Origin of the sequence: Ralstonia mojiangensis, from assembly GCF_023955645.1 — a bacterium.
Classification (GTDB): Bacteria; Pseudomonadota; Gammaproteobacteria; order Burkholderiales; family Burkholderiaceae; genus Ralstonia; species Ralstonia mojiangensis.
The window spans coordinates 851,169-870,097 of sequence record NZ_JAMXHU010000003.1 but is presented as its reverse complement, the minus strand read 5'-3'; the positions used below and the strand labels follow the sequence as shown (position 1 = coordinate 870,097).

Sequence of the window (18,929 nt, the reverse complement as noted above, 5' to 3'; positions counted from 1 at the left end):
GGCCAGCCACCCAGCACAAACTCGTTTTGAGAACCAGAAGCGGCACGAACTTGTCGCATTTTCGTCACGCAGCCTCGTCCGCGCGCCCGCTTCCCTGCCTCCGGGCTGCCCTGCACGTTTCTTACTCGCCTTCCCAACGTTACTCGGGGAAGAAGGCGAATCCATAGACCTGCCGGCGAACGCCTTGCAATGCGCCTCATGCGAGGCTTGGTTGCCGCTGATTCCGCCGGAGACGCGCCCGCGATGACTCGCGTTTGCGCCTGTGGGCCGCTTGGTCACGTGCAGCGCAACCCGCAGAGATGCCTGAAGGGCGCTACGTACACCACAGATAGTAGCACCTGCTGATTTTTTTACTAGATATGGTGTCGTGTGTCGCTTGAGACGCACGATTCGTTAAGCGCTCAGCCGTGCGCTGGGGCTCGGGGGAGTTCAGAGTTACGTGAACAAAGTTCAGAGTTGCGTGAATCTCGACAACAACTTCCCCTGCGCCCGTTCTTGAAATCGTAATACCCCGTCCCTATAATTAGCACTCGCCGGGCAGGAGTGCTAACAAAGCCTCCACCCCCGATGCTTTCCCGATGCGCCGCGTCCTGCGGCGCGTTTTGTGAATAAACACTCACTTTGCATTGAGGAGTTTGTATGAACCTGCGTCCCTTGCATGATCGCGTGATCGTGAAGCGCCTGGACAACGAAACGAAGACCGCTTCGGGCATCGTCATCCCTGACGCCGCCGCTGAAAAGCCGGATCAAGGCGAAGTGCTGGCCGTCGGTCCGGGCAAGAAAGACGACAAGGGCAATGCGATCGCGCTGGACGTGAAGGTCGGCGACCGCGTGCTGTTCGGCAAGTACGCCGGCCAAGGCGTGAAGGTGGATGGTCAGGAAGTCCTGGTCATGCGCGAAGAAGACATCATGGCCGTGGTGGCGAAGTAAGCGGGCGCTCTGTCGCATCGGCTTACCAGTAACCCAATCCTCATTGTCTGCCCGGCGGATTTCCCCGGTGTAGGCAACATCCAAAGATCTCGGAGATTCTCAAGATGGCAGCTAAAGACGTAGTGTTCGGCGACGCCGCACGTGCCAAGATGGTCGAAGGCGTGAACATTCTCGCCAACGCAGTCAAGGTGACCCTGGGCCCCAAGGGCCGTAACGTGGTGCTGGAGCGCAGCTTCGGTGGCCCGACCGTGACCAAGGACGGTGTGTCGGTCGCCAAGGAAATCGAGCTGAAGGACAAGCTGCAGAACATGGGTGCGCAAATGGTCAAGGAAGTTGCTTCCAAGACCAGCGATAACGCCGGTGACGGCACCACCACCGCAACGGTGCTGGCCCAGTCGATCGTGCGCGAAGGCATGAAGTACGTTGCCGCCGGCATGAACCCGATGGACCTGAAGCGCGGCATCGACAAGGCTGTCGGCGCTGCCGTCGAAGAGCTGAAGAAGATCAGCAAGCCGACGACCACCAGCAAGGAAATCGCTCAAGTTGGCGCCATCTCGGCCAACAGCGACGAATCCATCGGCCAGCGCATCGCTGAAGCCATGGACAAGGTCGGCAAGGAAGGCGTGATCACGGTGGAAGACGGCAAGTCGCTGGCCGACGAGCTGGACGTCGTGGAAGGCATGCAGTTCGACCGCGGCTACCTGTCGCCGTACTTCATCAACAACCCGGAAAAGCAAGTTGTCCAGCTGGACAACCCGTTCGTGCTGCTGTTCGACAAGAAGGTCAGCAACATCCGCGACCTGCTGCCGGTGCTGGAACAAGTCGCCAAGGCTGGCCGTCCGCTGCTGATCATCGCCGAAGACGTTGAAGGCGAAGCCCTGGCAACGCTGGTGGTCAACAACATCCGTGGCATCCTGAAGACTGCCGCCGTCAAGGCTCCGGGCTTCGGCGACCGCCGCAAGGCCATGCTGGAAGACATCGCCATCCTGACGGGCGGCCAAGTCATCGCTGAAGAAGTCGGCCTGACGCTGGAAAAAGCAACCCTGAACGACCTGGGCCAAGCCAAGCGCGTTGAAATCGGCAAGGAAAACACCACGATCATCGATGGCGCAGGCGATGCCCGCAACATCGAAGCCCGCGTGAAGCAAGTGCGTGCCCAGATCGAAGAAGCGACCTCGGATTACGACCGTGAGAAGCTGCAAGAGCGCGTGGCCAAGCTGGCCGGCGGTGTTGCTGTGATCAAGGTTGGCGCTGCCACCGAAGTCGAAATGAAGGAAAAGAAGGCTCGCGTGGAAGATGCTCTGCACGCAACGCGCGCTGCCGTGGAAGAAGGTATCGTGGCTGGCGGCGGTGTTGCACTGCTGCGCGCCCGTGCGCTGATCTCCGGCCTGAAGGGTGCCAACGCTGACCAAGACGCCGGTATCAAGATCGTGCTGCGCGCCATGGAAGAGCCGCTGCGCCAGATCGTCACGAACGCTGGTGACGAGGCTTCGGTGGTGGTGGCTAACGTCATCGCCGGCCAAGGCAACTACGGCTACAACGCTTCGACCGGCGAGTACGGTGACCTGGTGGAAATGGGCGTGCTGGATCCGACCAAGGTGACCCGTACTGCGCTGCAGAACGCCGCTTCGGTCGCTTCGCTGATGCTGACCACGGATTGCGCCGTGGCAGAACTGCCGAAGGACGATGCAGCTCCGGCAATGCCGGGTGGCATGGGCGGCATGGGCGGCATGGACGGCATGATGTAATTTGCCTGTTCGGCAACCTGGCCCGGCCATCTTTCGGGATGGCTGTTCCAAGCAAAAAACCCCGTGGGTGCGAGCCCGCGGGGTTTTTTGTTGCCTGCTTTGTTAAGACGGCGTTAACGCTGCAATGTAGTGGGCTTCGATACAATCGGCCCACCCGCGAGCCTCAGCATCGTTAAGTATCGATAAGCGTCCTGAAGCGGGCACGACAACAACTCAGGGAAGGGAAAACAGATGAACGACATCGCACGCGAGTCCGTCCTGGGCAGCGCCCCCGCTCCGGCTGCGCCGCAACCCCTGCGACTGCGCTTTATCGGCAGTGGCTCCGAATACTTCCGCATCTGGATCGTCAACCTGTTGCTGACCATCGTCACGCTGGGCATCTACTCGGCCTGGGCGAAGGTGCGCACGCTGCAGTATTTCTATCGCAACACGCAACTGGCAGGGTCGAGCTTCGATTATCACGGCAGCCCGATCGCCATTCTCAAGGGCCGCGCGATCATTTTCGTGCTGGCGCTTGCGTTCAACCTCCTGGGCCATTCGTCGCCGCTGCTGGGGCTGGCGCTGCTTGCATTGATGGCCGCCGCGTTTCCGTGGCTGCTCGTGCGCTCGCTGCGGTTCCGCATGGCTAACTCCAGCTACCGCGGCCTGCGCTTCGCCTTTACTGGCAAGGATGCCGAGGGCTACATGGTGTTTCTGGTGTGGCCGATTCTGAGCGTGTTCTCGCTGTATCTGCTCGCACCGCTGGCGCACCAGCGCTTCAAGCGGTTCCAGCACAAGAACACGCGCTTCGGTACCGCGCAGTTCGATTTTTCGGGCACCCCGGGCAACTTCTACGGCGTGTATCTGCGCACCTTCGGGCTGGCGATCCTGGCGCTCGTGGTGGCCTCCTGCCTCGCGCTGCTGCTGGGTGTGTCGCTGCACCGCGCGCCGGGCGTGGGCCAGATCTTCGGCTTCATCCTCATCGGGCTGTTCATGTATGCCGCGATGCTGTTCCTGACGCCGTATTTCCTGTCGCGCTTGCAGAACCTCGTGTGGAACCACACCACGCTGGGCGCGCATCGCTTCCAGAGCCAGGTGGGTGCAGGCAAGCTGTTCTGGATTTTCGTGTCGAATGCGGTGCTGATCGTGATCACCATCGGCCTGTTCACGCCGTTTGCACGTGTGCGTACGGCGCGCTACAAGCTCGACTCGGTGACGATGCTTGCGGCCGGTTCGCTCGACACCTTCGTTGCCGGAGAAACCACCAACGTGGGCGCCCTGGGCGACGCAACGGTGGACTGGTACGACATCGATATCGCGCTGTAAGCGCGCTGCAGGCAAAGGCAACCGCTGTGATTCTCGCGACCTACTTCGACGGCCGTACCTCGCGCGCGCAACCCGTGCGCCTTGCCGTCGAGGCGGGCGAGGCGGTGCTGTTCGACGCGGAGGGCACGGCGCTGCGCCGCGCGGCGCTCTCTACGCTGCGGGTGTCAGAGCGCGTCAAGCATGCCCCCCGCTTGATCACCTTCGAAGACGGCGCGTTCTGCGAGATCAACGACCCGGCAGAGCAGGCATCGCTGAATGCGCTGCTGCATCGCACCGGCTATCGCGAGGGCTGGGTCGTGCTGGCGCAGAACAGCTGGAAGCTGGCGCTGGGCTCGCTGTTGGCCATGGTGATCGTGCTGGCGCTGGGCTACCGCTACGGCTTGCCGTGGGGCGCCAAGGTGGTAGCCAATATGGTGCCGCAGCGCGCCGAGGCACAGCTCGGGCGCAGCACGCTGAAAGCAATGGACGAGCGCTGGCTCCGGCCCAGCAAGCTCGCCGCCGCGCAGCAGGACCGCATCCGCGCACGGTTTTCCGCTCTGCACAGGCCGCCGCAGGCTACGCACACGTATCACATCGTTTTTCGTGATGCCGACATCGGTGCCAATGCCTTTGCGCTGCCTGGCGGCGACATCGTCGTGACCGACGCGCTGGTCAAGCTGGTGGGCGAGGGCGATGGCCTGACGGGTGTGCTGGCGCACGAGGCTGGCCACGTTGAATATCGCCATGGGCTGCGGCAAGTGATTCAGTCGTCGGCCATTGGGGCAACGGCGGCGCTGCTGTTTGGCGATGTCTCGACCATTCTGTCGGGCGTGCCGGCGGCGCTGCTGACGCTGCGCTATTCGCGTGACTACGAGCGCGATGCCGACCGCTACGCCGCGCTGCTGCTGCAGGAGAACGGCTTGTCTGTCGGCGCGTTTGCCGACGTGCTGCAGGCGCTGGAAGACACGCATGGCGGCACGCGCAAGGCAGATGCCACCAAGAAGGCCGACGCCGCCAGCGATGACGACGCCTCGGCGTTTTTCTCCTCGCACCCGCTGACGCGTGAGCGCATCGATACGCTGCGCCGCTTTGACCGCACGCACGGCGGAAGCGAAAACGGCGACGCGGAATGAAGTCTGTCGCCGGGATGGCCGCGCCGCATCAGCGGAACGTCCAGAACCGGTGCAGTACGAAGGTCAGCGGCGGCACTGTCGACAGGATGCCTGCCAGCCCGATCCAATAGCTCAGGCCCAGCGTCTGCGCGCACCACGAAATCGCAAGCGTCAATGCCAGGCCGAGCAGCGAGACGGCGTAGAAGCGCAGGAAGTTGGCGCGCGCCGGTTTGGCCGAAAAACTCCACAGGGCGTTGAGCAGGTACGAGCACACATTGGCGCAGACAAAGGCCGCGCCGTTGGCTGTCACCTGCGTTGCAGAGACGCCGCTGATGAGCGCCGTGGCAATCGCCACATGCACGCCGGTGGCGATAACGCCCGAGACTCCAAAACGGAACAAGCGGATCAGCAACATGCGATCCGGCAGCGGCAATGCGCCTGCCAATGCGTTCATGACGCTCGATTCTGCGTGTCGCATGATGCGTCTCCGGTTGGCTTCAACGCCGGGCTGCGTGGTTGCGCTGGCGTTCTCCCTGCGGTTGGCGCGGTCGGGCGCTGGCAATCGGAATCACTTGCCGGCTGTTGCTGCCTTGCACGCGGCTGCGTGGGCGCCGCTCCTGATAGCGGCGCTTCACCAGGTAGATGGGGCGACCCTTGGCTTCGTCATAGATGCGGCCGACGTATTCGCCGATCATCCCCAGGCCGATCATCTGCAACCCACCAAAGAACAGCATCAGCGACAGCTCTGAAGCGTAGCCCGGCACTACCACACCGAAGATCATCGTGCGCAGGATGATGAACGCGCCATAGCAGAACGCCAGCGCGGCAACGAGTGCGCCCAGATACGTCCAACTGCGCAACGGCAGCGTGCTGAAACTCGTGATGCCTTCCAGCGCGAAGTTCCACAGCCGCCAGCCGGAGAACTTCGACGTGCCTGCGCTGCGTCTCTCGCGTTCGTACTGCACGATCACCGTGCTGAAGCCCACCCACGCAAACAGGCCCTTCATGAAGCGGTGCCGCTCCGGCAACTGCTTGAGCGCGTTCACCACGGCACGGTCCATGAGGCGGAAGTCGCCCACGTTCTCGGGCAGCTTCAGGTCGGACAGCCGGTTGTGGATGCGGTAATAAGCGGCGGCCGTCACGCGCTTGAGGAACGAGTCGCAAGCGCGGTTGGCGCGCTGTGCGAGCACGACTTCGGCGCCCTTGCGCCAATGCGCGACCAGCGTTGGGATCAGCTCCGGCGGGTCTTGCAGATCAGCATCGATGGGGATCACGGCATCGCCCTGTGCCTCGTCCAGGCCGGCGGTAAGCGCGGCTTCCTTGCCGAAATTGCGGGTCAGGTCGACCACACGCACGCGCGGGTCGGCATGTGATACCGCAACGAGCTTGGCGAGTGTGTCGTCGGCGCTGCCGTCGTTCACGCACACGATCTCGAACTGCATGCCGTCGATCGATTCCAGGATCGGCATCACGCGGGCGAAGAACAGGTGCAGTGCATCGCCCTCGTTGTAGAACGGTACGACCAGGGAAAGCAGTGGCGGGTCGTGTGGGTCTTGATGGTTCGGCTGCATGACTTCCCCCAAAACTTTGATGACGATGTGCAGACCTATGGCTGGTCTGTTGGTGGTTATGCGGTGGTGCGCGCGTTGGCGCCTGCCGACATGCTTGCTGCTGATGCCAACCCGGGCTTGGCTTCGGTGGCGATGCGTACTCGCGCGTGCGTGAACGTTCGTTGCACGATCATCGCCATCATGGCCACCAGGAAGAACGGCCCGACCTGCGGCAGATGAAACAGCGGATTGGTGAACTCGAACACCGGCAGCAGCCATGCTGCAACCAGCAGCCCGCGCTCCGTGCTCGACAGGCCGAAGCGAATGCCGTGGTGGATGTAGCCTGCAATCGCCACGACGAGCCAGGTCAACTCATACGCACGCACATACGGCGAGATCAGCAACGTGGCGGTTGCCAGCGCAGCAACACGCAGCCCCGTATCGCTCGTGCGGCGCCATACAGCGGCGGTGGCAAGCATGGCCAGCACAGCGACCGACCCCTGAATCGCATAGGCCAGTTTGATACCGATGCCGGCTGCGCGCGCGGCCGCCAGGAACGTCGGCATGACGTACCACGCCGTGCCGCCGTGCTCGACGAGGTTGGTCTCGGCCCAGTGTGCGCTCTGGAAGAAGGCGGGCACGGTATCCCACCCGCAGACGGCAATGCTGATGGCGCCGAACAGCACGGCGGTGACTGCCGCGCTCGCCATCGTCTTCCATGCGCGGGTGACGAGCAGCACTACCGGAAACAGGAGCGCCAGTTGCGGCTTGATGGCCAGCAGGCCAATGGCCGCGCCAGCCAGCACGGGCCGCTTGTCGAGCCAGGCGACGGCGGTAGCGGCCAGCCCAGCGGTGAGCATGGAGTTTTGCCCCATCAGCACCGTTACGAACACAGCCGGCGAGCTGACCACCGACATCCACGCATGCTGATGTGCGTCCACCTTGTCACCAAGCAGCCGGGTTGTGGCCTTCACATAGAGGCCGCCGGTGGCCAGCATGAACAGCAGATAACTCGGCCACAGCGGCAGCAGCGACAACGGCAGCACCACCAGCAGAAAGGTCGGCGGATAGAGCCACGGCAGAATGCGCTCGCTGCCCGCTTCCAGCGTGCCGAATTGGTTGATCACCACCATGATCTTGTCGATGTCGTAGGCGTGCAGCGGCTGACCATGGAGCGCGATGTGCGATGCGCCCCAGAAGACGGAGAAGTCCGACGCGGGCCCAGTGATCCGCGTATCCGTGAAGCCGTTCGTCACCCAGGCTCCCAGCGCAAAAATCAGCACGAACACGGCCAGCATCACCTTGCTGCCCTTGCGCACCGTGTTGGCGTTGATCCAGTGGCGATCGGCCATCCGCGGCTCGTGTTCTTGTTGTGACGACTGGACCATGGCGCTTTCCCCGTGGATGGTCTGTGTGCCTAGTTCGCGAGGCGTGGCGGCACGTAGGCGCCGTAGTTGGTGCCGGAACCGCCTCCGCTGACCTTCGTGTTGGTTGTGAAGTTGCCTTCGATGTAGGAGTGTGTGCCGTTGGTGAAGATCCTCGTGATCGTGAAGCCGGCAAACGCGACCACGGGCGAGCTTGATCCGGGGACGACGTTGGCCACCACGGGCATCGTCACGGTGTAGGGCAGTGGAGGAATTGCGTTATAGACGCTGGTTTTCACGCCAGTGGAGATGTTGATGCTGTCTCCGATGCTGACGGTGGTCGGGTTGCCGCTCGTGACCAGACCTTTTTCGGTGTTGGCATCGGTGGCGCCCCCAAAGCCGGTCCACTCGCCGCTGGCGCAGGTTGGGCTGCTGGCAGGGTAGCTCGCGTCGATGTCGATTACGTAAGGCTTACCGGTCGATGGGTCGATCAGTGGCTGATTGGTGGTGTAGTTCCAGTACAGATCGAACAGGCACTTGTTGAGCGCCACCGGAAACAGTGCGCCGGGATTGGCCGTGCCGGGCGCAGCCATGACGGCGACCGCCGTGGCGCGGATATCCGCTGTGCCGCCGCCAAACACCCAGGTAAGCCAGCCCTTTACAGCGCCACCGTTGACACCCGAAGCGCGGGTAATAGTGACCTGCACACCCGGTACGTCGTTGGTTCCCGGCGTAATGGTTTGTGCTTGCATGCCAGCCGGGCTGCCCGTCAGGTTCCAGTAACCCGCGACTACGGTGCCGGTGGCGAGTTGCGTCCCATCGGAGGCATTCAGCTGGACTGCGTTTGTGCCTTTCGTGACAGCGTTGGTCCACTGCGGCGTGGGATTGGCCGGATACAGCCCGGCGGCGCCCGCCAGTGCGGCGGCATCCGCGGCGTTCTGCAGCTCGTTGCGCACCACATACAAATGCGCGACATCGACGGCGATGGCGCCAACCGACAGAAAGACAACCAGCAGCATCGGAGAAATCACCCCGATGGCGCCGCGTTGCCGAAGGGTGAGGGTTCGCTTGGTCATGACATACCTCGCACAGTGCAAGAGCTGCGGGTTACTCGCAGAGCATGGTGGTCTGCGCGCTCATCGCCAGCGACCCGGTGAAGGGCGCCAGGTGGCCCAGGACCAACCCGGTGAACGTGTACGACACCGTGACGGTGAGCGGGTTACCGCTGGCCGAGCACGTGGTGACTGCGCCGACGGTGCAGTTGGAGGCAGCGCCGAACGTTACGAGTCGGTTCTGGCAGTAGTTGGTTGCCACGCTCTGGATCTTGGTGCTGGTTGGCACCGGCGAGCTGAAGATCACACCCGCCCGCGCTGCCTCGCGGCTCGCGTTGGTGATGACGGCCTTGTCGTACCACGCCGCGCCAAATTCGACGATGCCGAACACGACCAGCAGCAGGATCGGAAAGACCAGGGCAAATTCGACACCGGCGGCACCGCGCATCTTGCGCGTGCGGGCAGGGCGGTGCGCGGTACGTTGGAAGGCACGGGAGCGCATGATGGTCTCCTTGAGGCGATGACGGGGTCGGCTGTTTGACTTCGATTTACTGTTGGGCCGCGACCGAGCGCAGTGCGCCAATCACCTGGATGGCAGCGGGGCCCAGCAGCACGACAAACAGCGACGGGAAGATGCAGAAGATCAGCGGGAACAGGATCTTGGTGCCGATCTTGGCGGCGCGCTCTTCGGCCAGCATGTGGCGCTTGGTGCGCAGCATGTCCGAATGCACGCGCAGCGATTCCGCCACGCTGGTGCCGAATCGGTCGGCCTGGATCAGCATGGCCACCAGCATGCTGACGTCTTCCACACCGGTGCGGGCGGCCAGGTTGCGCAGGGCTTTTTCACGTGCAAGGCCGGCGCGCAGTTCGAGTGTCAGCAGTTCGTACTCTTCGGACAGCGCCGGGCGTGCGGTGCGCATTTCTTCCACCACGCGCAGCACGGCGGCATCCAGCCCGAGGCCTGCTTCCACGCACACCATGATGAGGTCCAGGCTGTCCGGGAACGCTTCGAAGATGTCGCGTTGGCGGCGGCGGATCTTTGTGCGCAGCACGATGTTGGGCAGGTAGAAGCCAAGCAGCGCTGCGGCGAACAGCACGCTCAGGAATTCGTTCTGATGATTGGCATCGAAACGGCCAACCAGCGCCACCGACAGCAGCAGCGGCAGCCCGATCGCCAGCAGCGTCTTGATGCCGAAGTAGATGGCGGGTGCATCTGGCGAGCGCCAGCCGGCATGCACGAAGCGCGTGCGCAGCTCCGAAGCGTCCCAGCCGTCTTTGGGCAACGACGCCTTGGCCAGCGGCTTGGCGATCTGGCTGATCTTGTGCAGCCAGTCGTTGGATTTGTCCTGGGGCACGAGGCTCGGTGCCTCACGGTCAATTTGTCCGAGGCGCCGCTGCAGCGCACTCGGCCGCAGCACGTTGAGTGCGACCAGCACCGCGCCAAACACGATGATGAACGTGCCGCCAAGCAAGACTGTCTGTGCGATCTGCATGTCCGTTCAGGGTTGCCCCCGCCTCCGAATTCTGTTCTGTGCTCTATGGCGCTGATGTCGTGTCAGATGTGGATGCGTACGATCTGGCGGATCCACAACACGCCCACGCAGGTCATCACAATGGCGGTCCACATCATCTGAATGCCGGTCGGGTCTTTCCACAGCGTGGACATCAATTCCGGGTTCAACTGGTAGACCACCACCGCCATGCCGGGCGGCAGCGCGGTCAGGATCCAGCCGCCGAGCCGGCCCTCTGCAGAGAGCACGCGCACCTTGTCGAGCAACTGCAGGCGCTTGCGGATAAGCGAACCCACGTTGTCCAGGATCTCGGCCAGGTTGCCCCCCGATTCGCGCTGGATGAGGATGGCGATCACCAGGTAGCGCAGGTCGTCCACCGGCACGCGGTCGGTCAGGCCGGCGAGTGCATCGTTCAGCGAGACGCCGTAATTGATCTGGCCGAACACCATCGCTAGCTCGGCGCCGATCGGCTGCGGAAGTTCATCGCCGGCCATTTCCAGTGCGCTCGGCAGCGAGTGGCCCGCACGCAGCGCACGGCTGATCAGATCGGTCGCTTCCGGCAGCTGTGCCTCGAGCTTCATCAGTCGGCGCGTGCGTCGATGCAGCACATAGAACAGCGGTAGCGAGGCACCCGCAGCGGCCAGCGCAGCCGATGCCACCCATGGCGGGTTGAGCGTTGAGATACCGATGACTACCGCCACCGGCGCGATGACGGTGAGCGCCAGAAACCGCGCGACCGACCAATCGAGCCCCGATTGCAGCAACAGCAGGTCAAGCCGATTGACGCGCGGCAGCTTGCCCAGCAGCGCCGCCACTTCCTGCGATTCCGCCAGCACGCGCTGCTTGAGAATGCTCTCGTCGGCGCCGTGCCGTGCGCTGCTGAGCAGGGCCATCTTCAGCCGCTGGCTCAGGCGCTTGGCAGTCTGGCTGTGGCGACTGTCCCACCACAGATACACACCCGATACGCCCAGCGCAATGGCCACGAAAACCGAGAGCGTGAAACCGATCACCATGGTGTCCATGTCGGTTCTCCTTTAGACCTCGTATTGCACTGAGGGGTCGTACAGCGTCTCGGGCAGATGGATGCCGAAGGCCTGCAGACGTTCCGAGAATTTGGGCCGCACGCCCGTCGCGCAGAAGTGGCCCTTGATGCGGCCGTCTGCGTCGATACCCTTGCGGCGGAAGGTGAAGATCTCCTGCATGTTCACGACTTCGCCTTCCATGCCGGTGATCTCTTGCACGCTGACCAGCTTGCGATTGCCGTCGGTCAGGCGCGTGACCTGCACCACCACCGTCAGTGCGGAGGTGATCTGCTGGCGCATCGTCTTGGGCGGCAGCTGCAGGCCCGCCATGCTGACCATGTTCTCCAGCCGGGTCAGCGCATCGCGCGGCGTGTTCGCGTGGATGGTGGCGAGCGATCCTTCGTGCCCGGTGTTCATTGCGTGCAGCATGTCGAGCGCTTCGGCACCGCGTACTTCACCGAGGATGATGCGATCGGGCCGCATCCGCAGTGCGTTCTTCACCAGCGAGCGCTGGGTGATCTCGCCGCGGCCCTCGATGTTGGCCGGACGCGTTTCCAGGCGCAGCACATGGTTTTGGCGCAGTTGCAGTTCAGCCGCATCTTCAATGGTGACGATGCGCTCGTTCGAGGGGATGTAGCCCGAGAGGATGTTGAGCAGCGTCGTCTTGCCGCTGCCGGTGCCGCCCGAGATCAGGATATTGAGCTTTGCCTTGACCATGGCGTCCAGCAGCTGGGCCATTTCCGGCGTCATCGTGCGGAAGTTGATCAGATCCTGGATCGTCAGCGGGTTGACGGAAAAGCGCCGGATCGACAACAGCGGCCCGTCAATGGCCGAGGGCGGAATGATCGCGTTGATACGCGAGCCGTCGGGTAGACGCGCATCCACCATCGGGCTCGATTCATCAATGCGGCGGCCCACGCGCGACACCATCTTTTCAATCACGCGCATCAGGTGTGCGTCGTCGTGGAAGGTCACGCTGGTCAGCTCGAGCTTGCCGCGGCGTTCTACGTACACATACTGGTGGGTGTTGACCAGGATGTCGGAGACGGTCGGGTCTGCCAGCAGCGGTTCGAGCGGGCCGTAGCCGAGCATCTCGTCCTGCACGTCGGAAACAAGGCGGCGGCGTTCGCTCTCATTGAGCTGATGCTTGCCTTCGTCGACGATCTGTTCGACCAGTTGCGCCAGCTCGCGCTTGATCTGCTCGGGCGTGAGATGCTGCAGGCGGCTCAGTTCTACGCGGTCGATGATGATCTGGTGCACATCCTGCGCTACCTGCTGATAGGCCGCGCTGGTGTGGCCGTTCGAGCCGTTGGCGTAGGCAACGCGTTGCGGTAGTGCCTCGCCGGCTTGCTGAAAGAGTTGTTCTCGCAATGACATGATGGGCTCCACGCGATCGATGGGTTAGGCACTTGTCAGGCGCTTGTTAGGCTCGTACCGGCGCCGGCACTTGGTTGGCATGGCCGAACAGCTTGCGCAGCAGGCCGTCGCGCTGGGGCTGCGTGGCAGGAAAGAGCTGGCGCGCCATGTCCATCAGCGCGCGGCTGATATGACTGTTCTCGGCCATATCGAGCACGGGCCGCCCCTGGTTGACGGAGTCGCGTACGGCGGTCGGGTCATACGGCAGCACATGCGAGACGGGCATCCCGAAGGCGCTTTCCATGGTGTTCTGCGTCAGCGGAACGCGCTTGTCGTACTGGTTGACGACGAGCTTCAGCCGTTCTGCTCGATAACCGAGCGAGTGGCAGATCTCCATCAAGCGCCGGCCGGCGCGCAGGTAAGCGAGGTTCAGTTGCAGCACGGCGTAGATCACGTTGCTGTGGTCCAGCACCAGGATCGACGCCGGGTTGATGTCCTGCCCCAGGTCAAACACCACCACGTCGTACATCGATGCGGCCAGCGTCAGCAGACGTTCCAGATGCATCGCCTTGATCTCGCCCGCCTTGATCGGATCACCCGCGCCGGCCAGTACGTCGAAGTTCGCGCTGACGTGCGTCACGCAGGTATCGAGCAGGGAGGCATCCAGGCGGTCGATCTGGTTGCAGACGTTGGCCAGCGTTGCCGGCGGGGTCTGGTCGGTCACCAGGAAGGCGGCGTCGCCGTATTGCTGACAGAGATCGACCAGCAGCACATGCTTGTCGTGCCGGGCGCTGAGCACATGTGCAAAGTTGGCGGCAGTGAAGGTCGTGCCACTACCGCCCTTGCACGACAGAAACGACAGAACCTGGCCTTCGTTGCGCGAGCCGGACAGCGCATGGCTCGTGCAGCGTTGCAGCTCGTCGCGAAACTCCTGCGCATCGGGCGGCCAGGGCAGCACGCATTGCACGCCGGCGCGCATGGCACGCATCAGCAGGTCGGCAGACGGGTTCTCCGTCAGCAGCATGCACAGCGTGTCGGGGCGGTCCGTCGTCAGGCGGCGCAGTTGTTGGATGTCGTCGGTGCTGAAGCTGGCCGCTTCCAGGATCAGCAGATCGGCACCCTGCGCAAGACCCGGTTGGCCGAGTGCCTGGGCCGGGGCAGTGCACGTGCGCTGAACGACGTGGCTGGTGGCCTGTGCAATCAGCCCTGCGAGGTATTGCAGGTGCGATTCGTCGGCGGATACGAGAGCGATCTTGGCCATGGCCGGGCTCCTGTGAGCGTCTGGTGACGCGCCGCGCGAGGCGGCGCGTTTTCCTCTTTTTGCGTTCTTGCGTAGTGCGATCTACCGGCCCTGTGAATCCAGGCTGCTGCCCGAGCCCACGCCCACCGTGAAGGCGCTGACGTCGGCCGACGGTTTCACGAACTGCGTGTTGTAGCGGTCCATCGCGGCGGTGGCGGCACGCCCGTCGACGCCAGTCACCGGGTCGGCGTTTGCCGATGCATTCGGGTTGAGCGTCTGCATGGCCTGCACCGAGCGGACGGCCTCACCGAAGTGCTTGTCGTACACCGGAGTGGTTGTCATGCACCCGGTCAGGGTGAGGGCGATTGCGCTGCAGAGTCCCGCCCGCGCCAGCTTCGAAGTGATGTTCATGATTCGTCTCCTTGAAGGTCGTGCGGTCGGTTCAGTCGTGGAAGGGCTGTTCGCCCATCGACACGAAGCGGCGTGCGTCGGGTGCCGGCGCTATGGCGGCAGGCGCGGGCGGAGTGCCGTTGTCGGCCGGTGCTGCAGGTGCCGTGGCGGCTGCGGGTGCTTGCGCTTCGGCTGCGGTGTCGGCTGCAGCAGATGCGCTTGCGGCGGGGGCTGGCGCTTGAACAGGTTCGGCGGCGGTTGCGGTCGCAGCTTCCGCGGCCTTCGGTGCCGGCAGTGCGGAAGCAGGTGCCGCCGTGGCGGCCGGTGCCTTGGCCGGCTTGGCCTTGTGGCCTTCCATGTTGCCGTTGAGCAGGATCTCGCCGGTGTTGACCTGGCCGAATGTGTCGGTGGGCAGCGGGTAATCGGCAGGCAGCGGCTTGACTAGGCGCGGCGTGACCACGAACACCAGCTCGGTCTGGTCTTGCTGGAAGCTCGTGCTGCGCGCCAGCGCACCGATCACAGGCAGCTCGCCAACACCGGGGATCGCCTTGAGGCTGCCCGTGATGTTGTTCTTGATCAGCCCGCCGATGGCAAAGCTCTGGCCGTCATGCACCTGCAGCGTGGTGGAGGCGCGCCGGGTGGTGATCAGCGGCAGGATCTGCGTGTTGTTGCTGTTGGGCGCAGTCACCGCCACGCCCGTCGGCGACAGCTCGGATACCTCCGGCGACACCTTCAGGTTGATGCGGCCGTTTTCCATCACCGTGGGGGTGAAGCGCAGGCCCACGCCAAAGGTTTCTTCCTGCAGGATGACGGTGCTGGTTCCGCCCACGGCGGCACCTTGCGCCACCGGAATGAACACCTTGCCGCCGGCGAGGAAGCTGGCCTCCTGCCCGCTGATGGCCATCAGGCTCGGCTCTGCCAACACCTTGACGAGCCCGTCGCCCTTCTGCGCATCGAGCGCGAACTTCAACGGCAGACGGTTGTTCTTGCTGAAGTTGACGATGTCGTTGGAGCCCGACAGGAAGTTGGCGAGCGCGCCCACCGACCAGCTGCCGAAGGCACCGGCCACGTTCAGCGCGGAGCCCATCTGGTCGATCAGGGTCTTGGAAACTTCCGCCACCTTCACTTCCAGCATGACTTGTTGCGGGGCTTCCACCGCCATCATGTTGATGATGCGCGGGCTGCGCAGCGGCGCACCGTTCTGACCGCCCGCATTCATCTGGCCGGCGGCTTGTTGGCCACCGCCGCCTTCTTCACGCACGGGACCACGCGACTGACGTGTGACAAACGCATTGGCGATGTCCACGATCTTCTGCGCCTGCACCGAGTCGGTCACCGTGCCGCCCAGCACGATGCTGTCGGCTGCGGCGGAGACTTCGACGTTCTTTGCGCCCGGCACCAGGCGGCGCAGTGCAGCTTGCAGGCCGGCCGGGTCAGCGCCCACCGACACATCGATTACCGTGCACGATCCACTGCGGCCCTGCACGATCATGTTGGTGGAACCGACTTCCAGTCCCAACACGTACAAGGTCTGCGGCGAGACCAGCATCGCCTGCACCACGCGCGGGTTGCCCACGGTGCGGCTGCGTACGGGTTCGGGCAACTGCACCATCGTCGACTTGCCGATGGGGACGGTCACCTCACTGTGCTCGCGCATGGCGCCGGTGCAGTTCGGTCCTTTCGGTGTTGAATCGCGGCTGGCTTCGGCGTTGCTTGCGCTGCCGATGGTCAGCTGGATCGGCCCGCTGGCCGACATGCGCATCGGCTTGGTCGGAGCCGCCGCGTTGTTGGTCAGGATGGCGGATTCCACGCCGACCTGCGCGTGCGCCGCACCTGCCCAAAGCCCCCCCAACATGGCCACTGCGGTTGCAGTCGCCTTCATGTACGTCCCCATGCAGCGTGTCTCGCCGCGTTGCGTGATGAGTCGGTTCATGGTGATCCCCCAGATTGGTTGTTCTGCAAGACAAGGCCGGTTATGTGTTGCCTGTGACCGTGCCGGGGCCCTCTTCCTGGGGCCTTTGGTCTGTTCTTCCTGTTCTCTTGTTGATCGTTGCCCGTGACTTCCGTGGCGCTTCGCTTCAGAAGCACTCGGCGCTGTGATCCACGCCGGCAATCACGCCGATGCAGTTGCCGGGTGCGCGCTGCACAGCGGCCACGCGGTGTACGACCTGCACCGTTTTGACCACCGGCACCGCCACGGCAGCCGTGATGGCGGGTTCCTTGAGCAGCGTGCTCTTGGTCGCGCCATTGGTATCGGCGGGTTGCGGGTCGATCTGGTTGCGCAGCACCAGCGAGAGCGTGCCTACGCTGCGTGCGAGGTCGAGCTTCTCGGCTTGTTCGGGCGTGACTTCCAGCGTGACGGCGTTCACGACCTTGGGTTTGGTGTCGTCGCGGTTGACCTCTTGAGCGACGGCCAGCACCAGGATCTTTTCCAGCACGATCTTCGAGATCGATTGATCGGACCGATCGCCGGCCACCGGCTTGCCGTCTTTGCTGTCTTGCAGCGTGTTGACGATGATGTCGACGTAGCTGCCCGGCAGTGCGAAGCCCGCCACGCCCACGACGTCATTCACACGCACGGTGATGGCCCGTTTGCCGTCGGCAATGACGGCCGACAAACCGCCCGCCGTGCCTTGCGGCGTGAGCTTCGATTCCAGCACCGGCTCGCCGCGTGTCAGGCTTGCGCGGACGACGCGGCCGCTCAAGGCTTGCGTGTCGGAGATGGCGCCCGGCGGCAAGCTGGCGGTGGGCCAGTCCACCACCTTGACGAAGTCCGGCGACAGGCGCTGGCCGAGGTCGATATCGGCTGCGGCCACCGCCACCTTGGTAATGCCGCTGCTGCTTTGCTGTGTGAGCCAGCGCGAGGCAAAGACCACCGCCGCAAGGCCGGCGATCGTGGCAATCAACAGCATGGAGAGAATGCGCAGGTTTTTCATTTCCCAACCCCACTCAGATGGTTCTCAATCCCACCGCCACTTGGTCCGAAGACACGTGACGGGCATGCACGGCCGGCCAAGACGCCGGTCAGCCGAAGAAGACGGTAGAGAGGGAGGCGCGTGCCAGGAGGGACGTGGCCCGCAGGCATGGCGATGGGGCGCCGCGCAGGTCCTGGCTTGCCCGATGGTGCGACTGGATTGACGCATGTCACTTCTCCCCGGTCCTGGACCGTTCTTGCGTGGTCCTTGATGCCTCGTGTGTCTGGCGCGTGCCTGGTGGCGTTCATTCCGTCAGGCTGTCTGCGGCGACGCCGTGTGCTTGTCCAGCACCGCATCGGCACGCGTCAGGTGTTCCCCCCTCGGCTACAACACTCCCCACTTCACCAGCAACGTGCCTGCGGCAAAGGCCACCGCGTACGGCAACTGGATCGTTCCGCTGCGCTTGCCCCCGGTTTCCGGAGAAGGCACGGCCTTGCCGCCGAACGGCAGCGACATCAGCAGCGTTGAAACCCCTGCAAACGAGCGTTGCGCGTCGCGGCGCAGCAACACCATGGCAAGCGCGAGCACCCCGCCTGCCAGAAAACTCACGAAGGCAATGTGGAAGGCACCGAAGGGCCCCATGAACGCGCCGATCGCGCCCATCAGCTTCACGTCACCGGCGCCCATGCCACCGAGCAGGTAGACACCGATGCAAAGTCCCATGCCCACTGCTGCGCCACCGAGCCAGGCGAGCGCGCCTGCGGTGAAGCCTTGTGTGAGGCATTGCGCGAGAAGCGCAGCTACGAGGCCCGACGCCACCAGCCAGTTCGGGATGCGGCGCGAGCGCACGTCGCTCGCTGCGGCCATCACGATGAGCACGATCAGGCTGAGGTTCGCCAGGGCGCTCAGGCTTGTCATGGTGGTCATCTCGGGTTCCTCTCGGGCGATTGTTCTGGCTGTCCGCGCGGCATCGGGTGCCGCGGGCCAGCTTGTATTCGGCCGGATCAGGCCCGGGGCTGCCGGACCTGACCTGGGCGCACAGGCACTGCTCAGGCGGCGGCCGTCGACAGCTGGGTTGCGATCGAATTCCAGATGGCGCCGACCGCGGTCTTGACGGTGGTCCCGTAGGTCACCATCACCAGAGCCACAAAGGCCAGCAGCAGTGCGTATTCCACGCCGGCTGCACCGTCTTCTTCGCGCACGAAACGCTTGATCATGGCTTTCATTTCAATCTCCTCACGTCATGGTTCAAGGAAAGGCGCACCGCTGAAGTTCGGGCGCTGGGTTCTGGCCAGACAAGCCGGCCAAGGCCAAACCAGGGGTTCCGGAGATCGTGTGCGCACACCGGTGCCACACCGGCGCAAGGCCAGCATGTTCCGGAGCACGACAACACCAAGAGGCTCCCCCGACTTCACCAGTTCTCAGGGCTCGCACCGGCGTGGCCGCTGGTGTTCG

General features: G+C 63.8%; 18 protein-coding genes. 4 read left to right on the top strand and 14 right to left on the bottom strand.

Annotated features, from left to right (window positions below; all coding sequences use genetic code 11):
* Positions 1-639: 639 nt before the first annotated feature.
* The 4 genes from groES to NG898_RS16230 all read left to right on the top strand — a co-directional run bounded on the left by groES (position 640) and on the right by NG898_RS16230 (position 5,095).
* Entirely contained in the window at positions 640-930 is a 291-nt protein-coding gene (groES, locus tag NG898_RS16245; RefSeq protein WP_004629730.1) for a co-chaperone GroES, read from the top strand.
* A gap of 104 nt (positions 931-1,034) precedes the next feature.
* Entirely contained in the window at positions 1,035-2,678 is a 1,644-nt protein-coding gene (gene groL, locus NG898_RS16240) for a chaperonin GroEL (protein ID WP_045203590.1), read from the top strand.
* Between the two features lie 231 nt (positions 2,679-2,909).
* Positions 2,910-3,983: a YjgN family protein gene (locus NG898_RS16235; RefSeq protein ID WP_252693377.1), complete on the top strand. Its 1,074-nt coding sequence runs from the start codon at positions 2,910-2,912 to the stop codon at positions 3,981-3,983.
* 26 nt (positions 3,984-4,009) lie between these two features.
* A complete protein-coding gene (locus NG898_RS16230) occupies positions 4,010-5,095 on the top strand; it encodes a M48 family metallopeptidase (protein ID WP_252693376.1) in 1,086 nt (361 codons plus the stop codon).
* A 28-nt stretch (positions 5,096-5,123) separates the two neighbouring features.
* Here NG898_RS16230 and NG898_RS16225 read toward each other — a convergent pair whose 3' ends face one another.
* From NG898_RS16225 to NG898_RS16160, 14 genes are all read right to left on the bottom strand, one after another.
* Positions 5,124-5,552 (bottom strand): GtrA family protein, encoded by a 429-nt coding sequence (locus NG898_RS16225; RefSeq protein WP_252693375.1) that lies wholly within the window; start codon positions 5,550-5,552, stop codon positions 5,124-5,126.
* A gap of 19 nt (positions 5,553-5,571) precedes the next feature.
* Positions 5,572-6,645 (bottom strand): glycosyltransferase family 2 protein, encoded by a 1,074-nt coding sequence (locus NG898_RS16220; RefSeq protein ID WP_252693374.1) that lies wholly within the window; start codon positions 6,643-6,645, stop codon positions 5,572-5,574.
* Positions 6,646-6,701: 56 nt separating this feature from the next.
* Complete coding sequence (locus NG898_RS16215; RefSeq protein WP_252693373.1) at positions 6,702-7,976, bottom strand: glycosyltransferase family 87 protein; 1,275 nt, start codon at positions 7,974-7,976, stop codon at positions 6,702-6,704.
* A 65-nt stretch (positions 7,977-8,041) separates the two neighbouring features.
* Complete coding sequence (locus NG898_RS16210; protein ID WP_252693372.1) at positions 8,042-9,064, bottom strand: TadG family pilus assembly protein; 1,023 nt, start codon at positions 9,062-9,064, stop codon at positions 8,042-8,044.
* Between the two features lie 31 nt (positions 9,065-9,095).
* Entirely contained in the window at positions 9,096-9,542 is a 447-nt protein-coding gene (locus NG898_RS16205; RefSeq protein WP_252693371.1) for a TadE/TadG family type IV pilus assembly protein, read from the bottom strand.
* 46 nt (positions 9,543-9,588) lie between these two features.
* Positions 9,589-10,533 (bottom strand): type II secretion system F family protein, encoded by a 945-nt coding sequence (locus NG898_RS16200; protein ID WP_252693370.1) that lies wholly within the window; start codon positions 10,531-10,533, stop codon positions 9,589-9,591.
* Between the two features lie 62 nt (positions 10,534-10,595).
* On the bottom strand, positions 10,596-11,573 hold the full coding sequence (locus NG898_RS16195) for a type II secretion system F family protein (protein WP_252693369.1): 978 nt from the start codon (positions 11,571-11,573) through the stop codon (positions 10,596-10,598).
* Positions 11,574-11,585: 12 nt separating this feature from the next.
* Positions 11,586-12,950 (bottom strand): TadA family conjugal transfer-associated ATPase, encoded by a 1,365-nt coding sequence (locus NG898_RS16190; RefSeq protein WP_252693368.1) that lies wholly within the window; start codon positions 12,948-12,950, stop codon positions 11,586-11,588.
* Between the two features lie 46 nt (positions 12,951-12,996).
* Positions 12,997-14,190: a CpaE/TadZ family protein gene (locus NG898_RS16185; RefSeq protein ID WP_252693367.1), complete on the bottom strand. Its 1,194-nt coding sequence runs from the start codon at positions 14,188-14,190 to the stop codon at positions 12,997-12,999.
* 81 nt (positions 14,191-14,271) lie between these two features.
* Positions 14,272-14,580, bottom strand: a complete 309-nt coding sequence (locus NG898_RS16180) for a hypothetical protein (RefSeq protein WP_252693366.1) — start codon at positions 14,578-14,580, stop codon at positions 14,272-14,274.
* A 31-nt stretch (positions 14,581-14,611) separates the two neighbouring features.
* Positions 14,612-16,492, bottom strand: coding sequence for a type II and III secretion system protein family protein (locus NG898_RS16175; protein WP_252693365.1), 1,881 nt, complete (start codon positions 16,490-16,492; stop codon positions 14,612-14,614).
* A gap of 145 nt (positions 16,493-16,637) precedes the next feature.
* Positions 16,638-17,495, bottom strand: a complete 858-nt coding sequence (cpaB, locus tag NG898_RS16170) for a Flp pilus assembly protein CpaB (protein WP_252693364.1) — start codon at positions 17,493-17,495, stop codon at positions 16,638-16,640.
* A 363-nt stretch (positions 17,496-17,858) separates the two neighbouring features.
* The gene (locus tag NG898_RS16165) at positions 17,859-18,392 is read right to left on the bottom strand and encodes an A24 family peptidase (protein WP_252693465.1); all 534 of its coding nucleotides are present in this window, start codon (positions 18,390-18,392) and stop codon (positions 17,859-17,861) included.
* Between the two features lie 131 nt (positions 18,393-18,523).
* The gene (locus NG898_RS16160) at positions 18,524-18,700 is read right to left on the bottom strand and encodes a Flp family type IVb pilin (RefSeq protein ID WP_027678035.1); all 177 of its coding nucleotides are present in this window, start codon (positions 18,698-18,700) and stop codon (positions 18,524-18,526) included.
* Positions 18,701-18,929 lie beyond the last annotated feature (229 nt).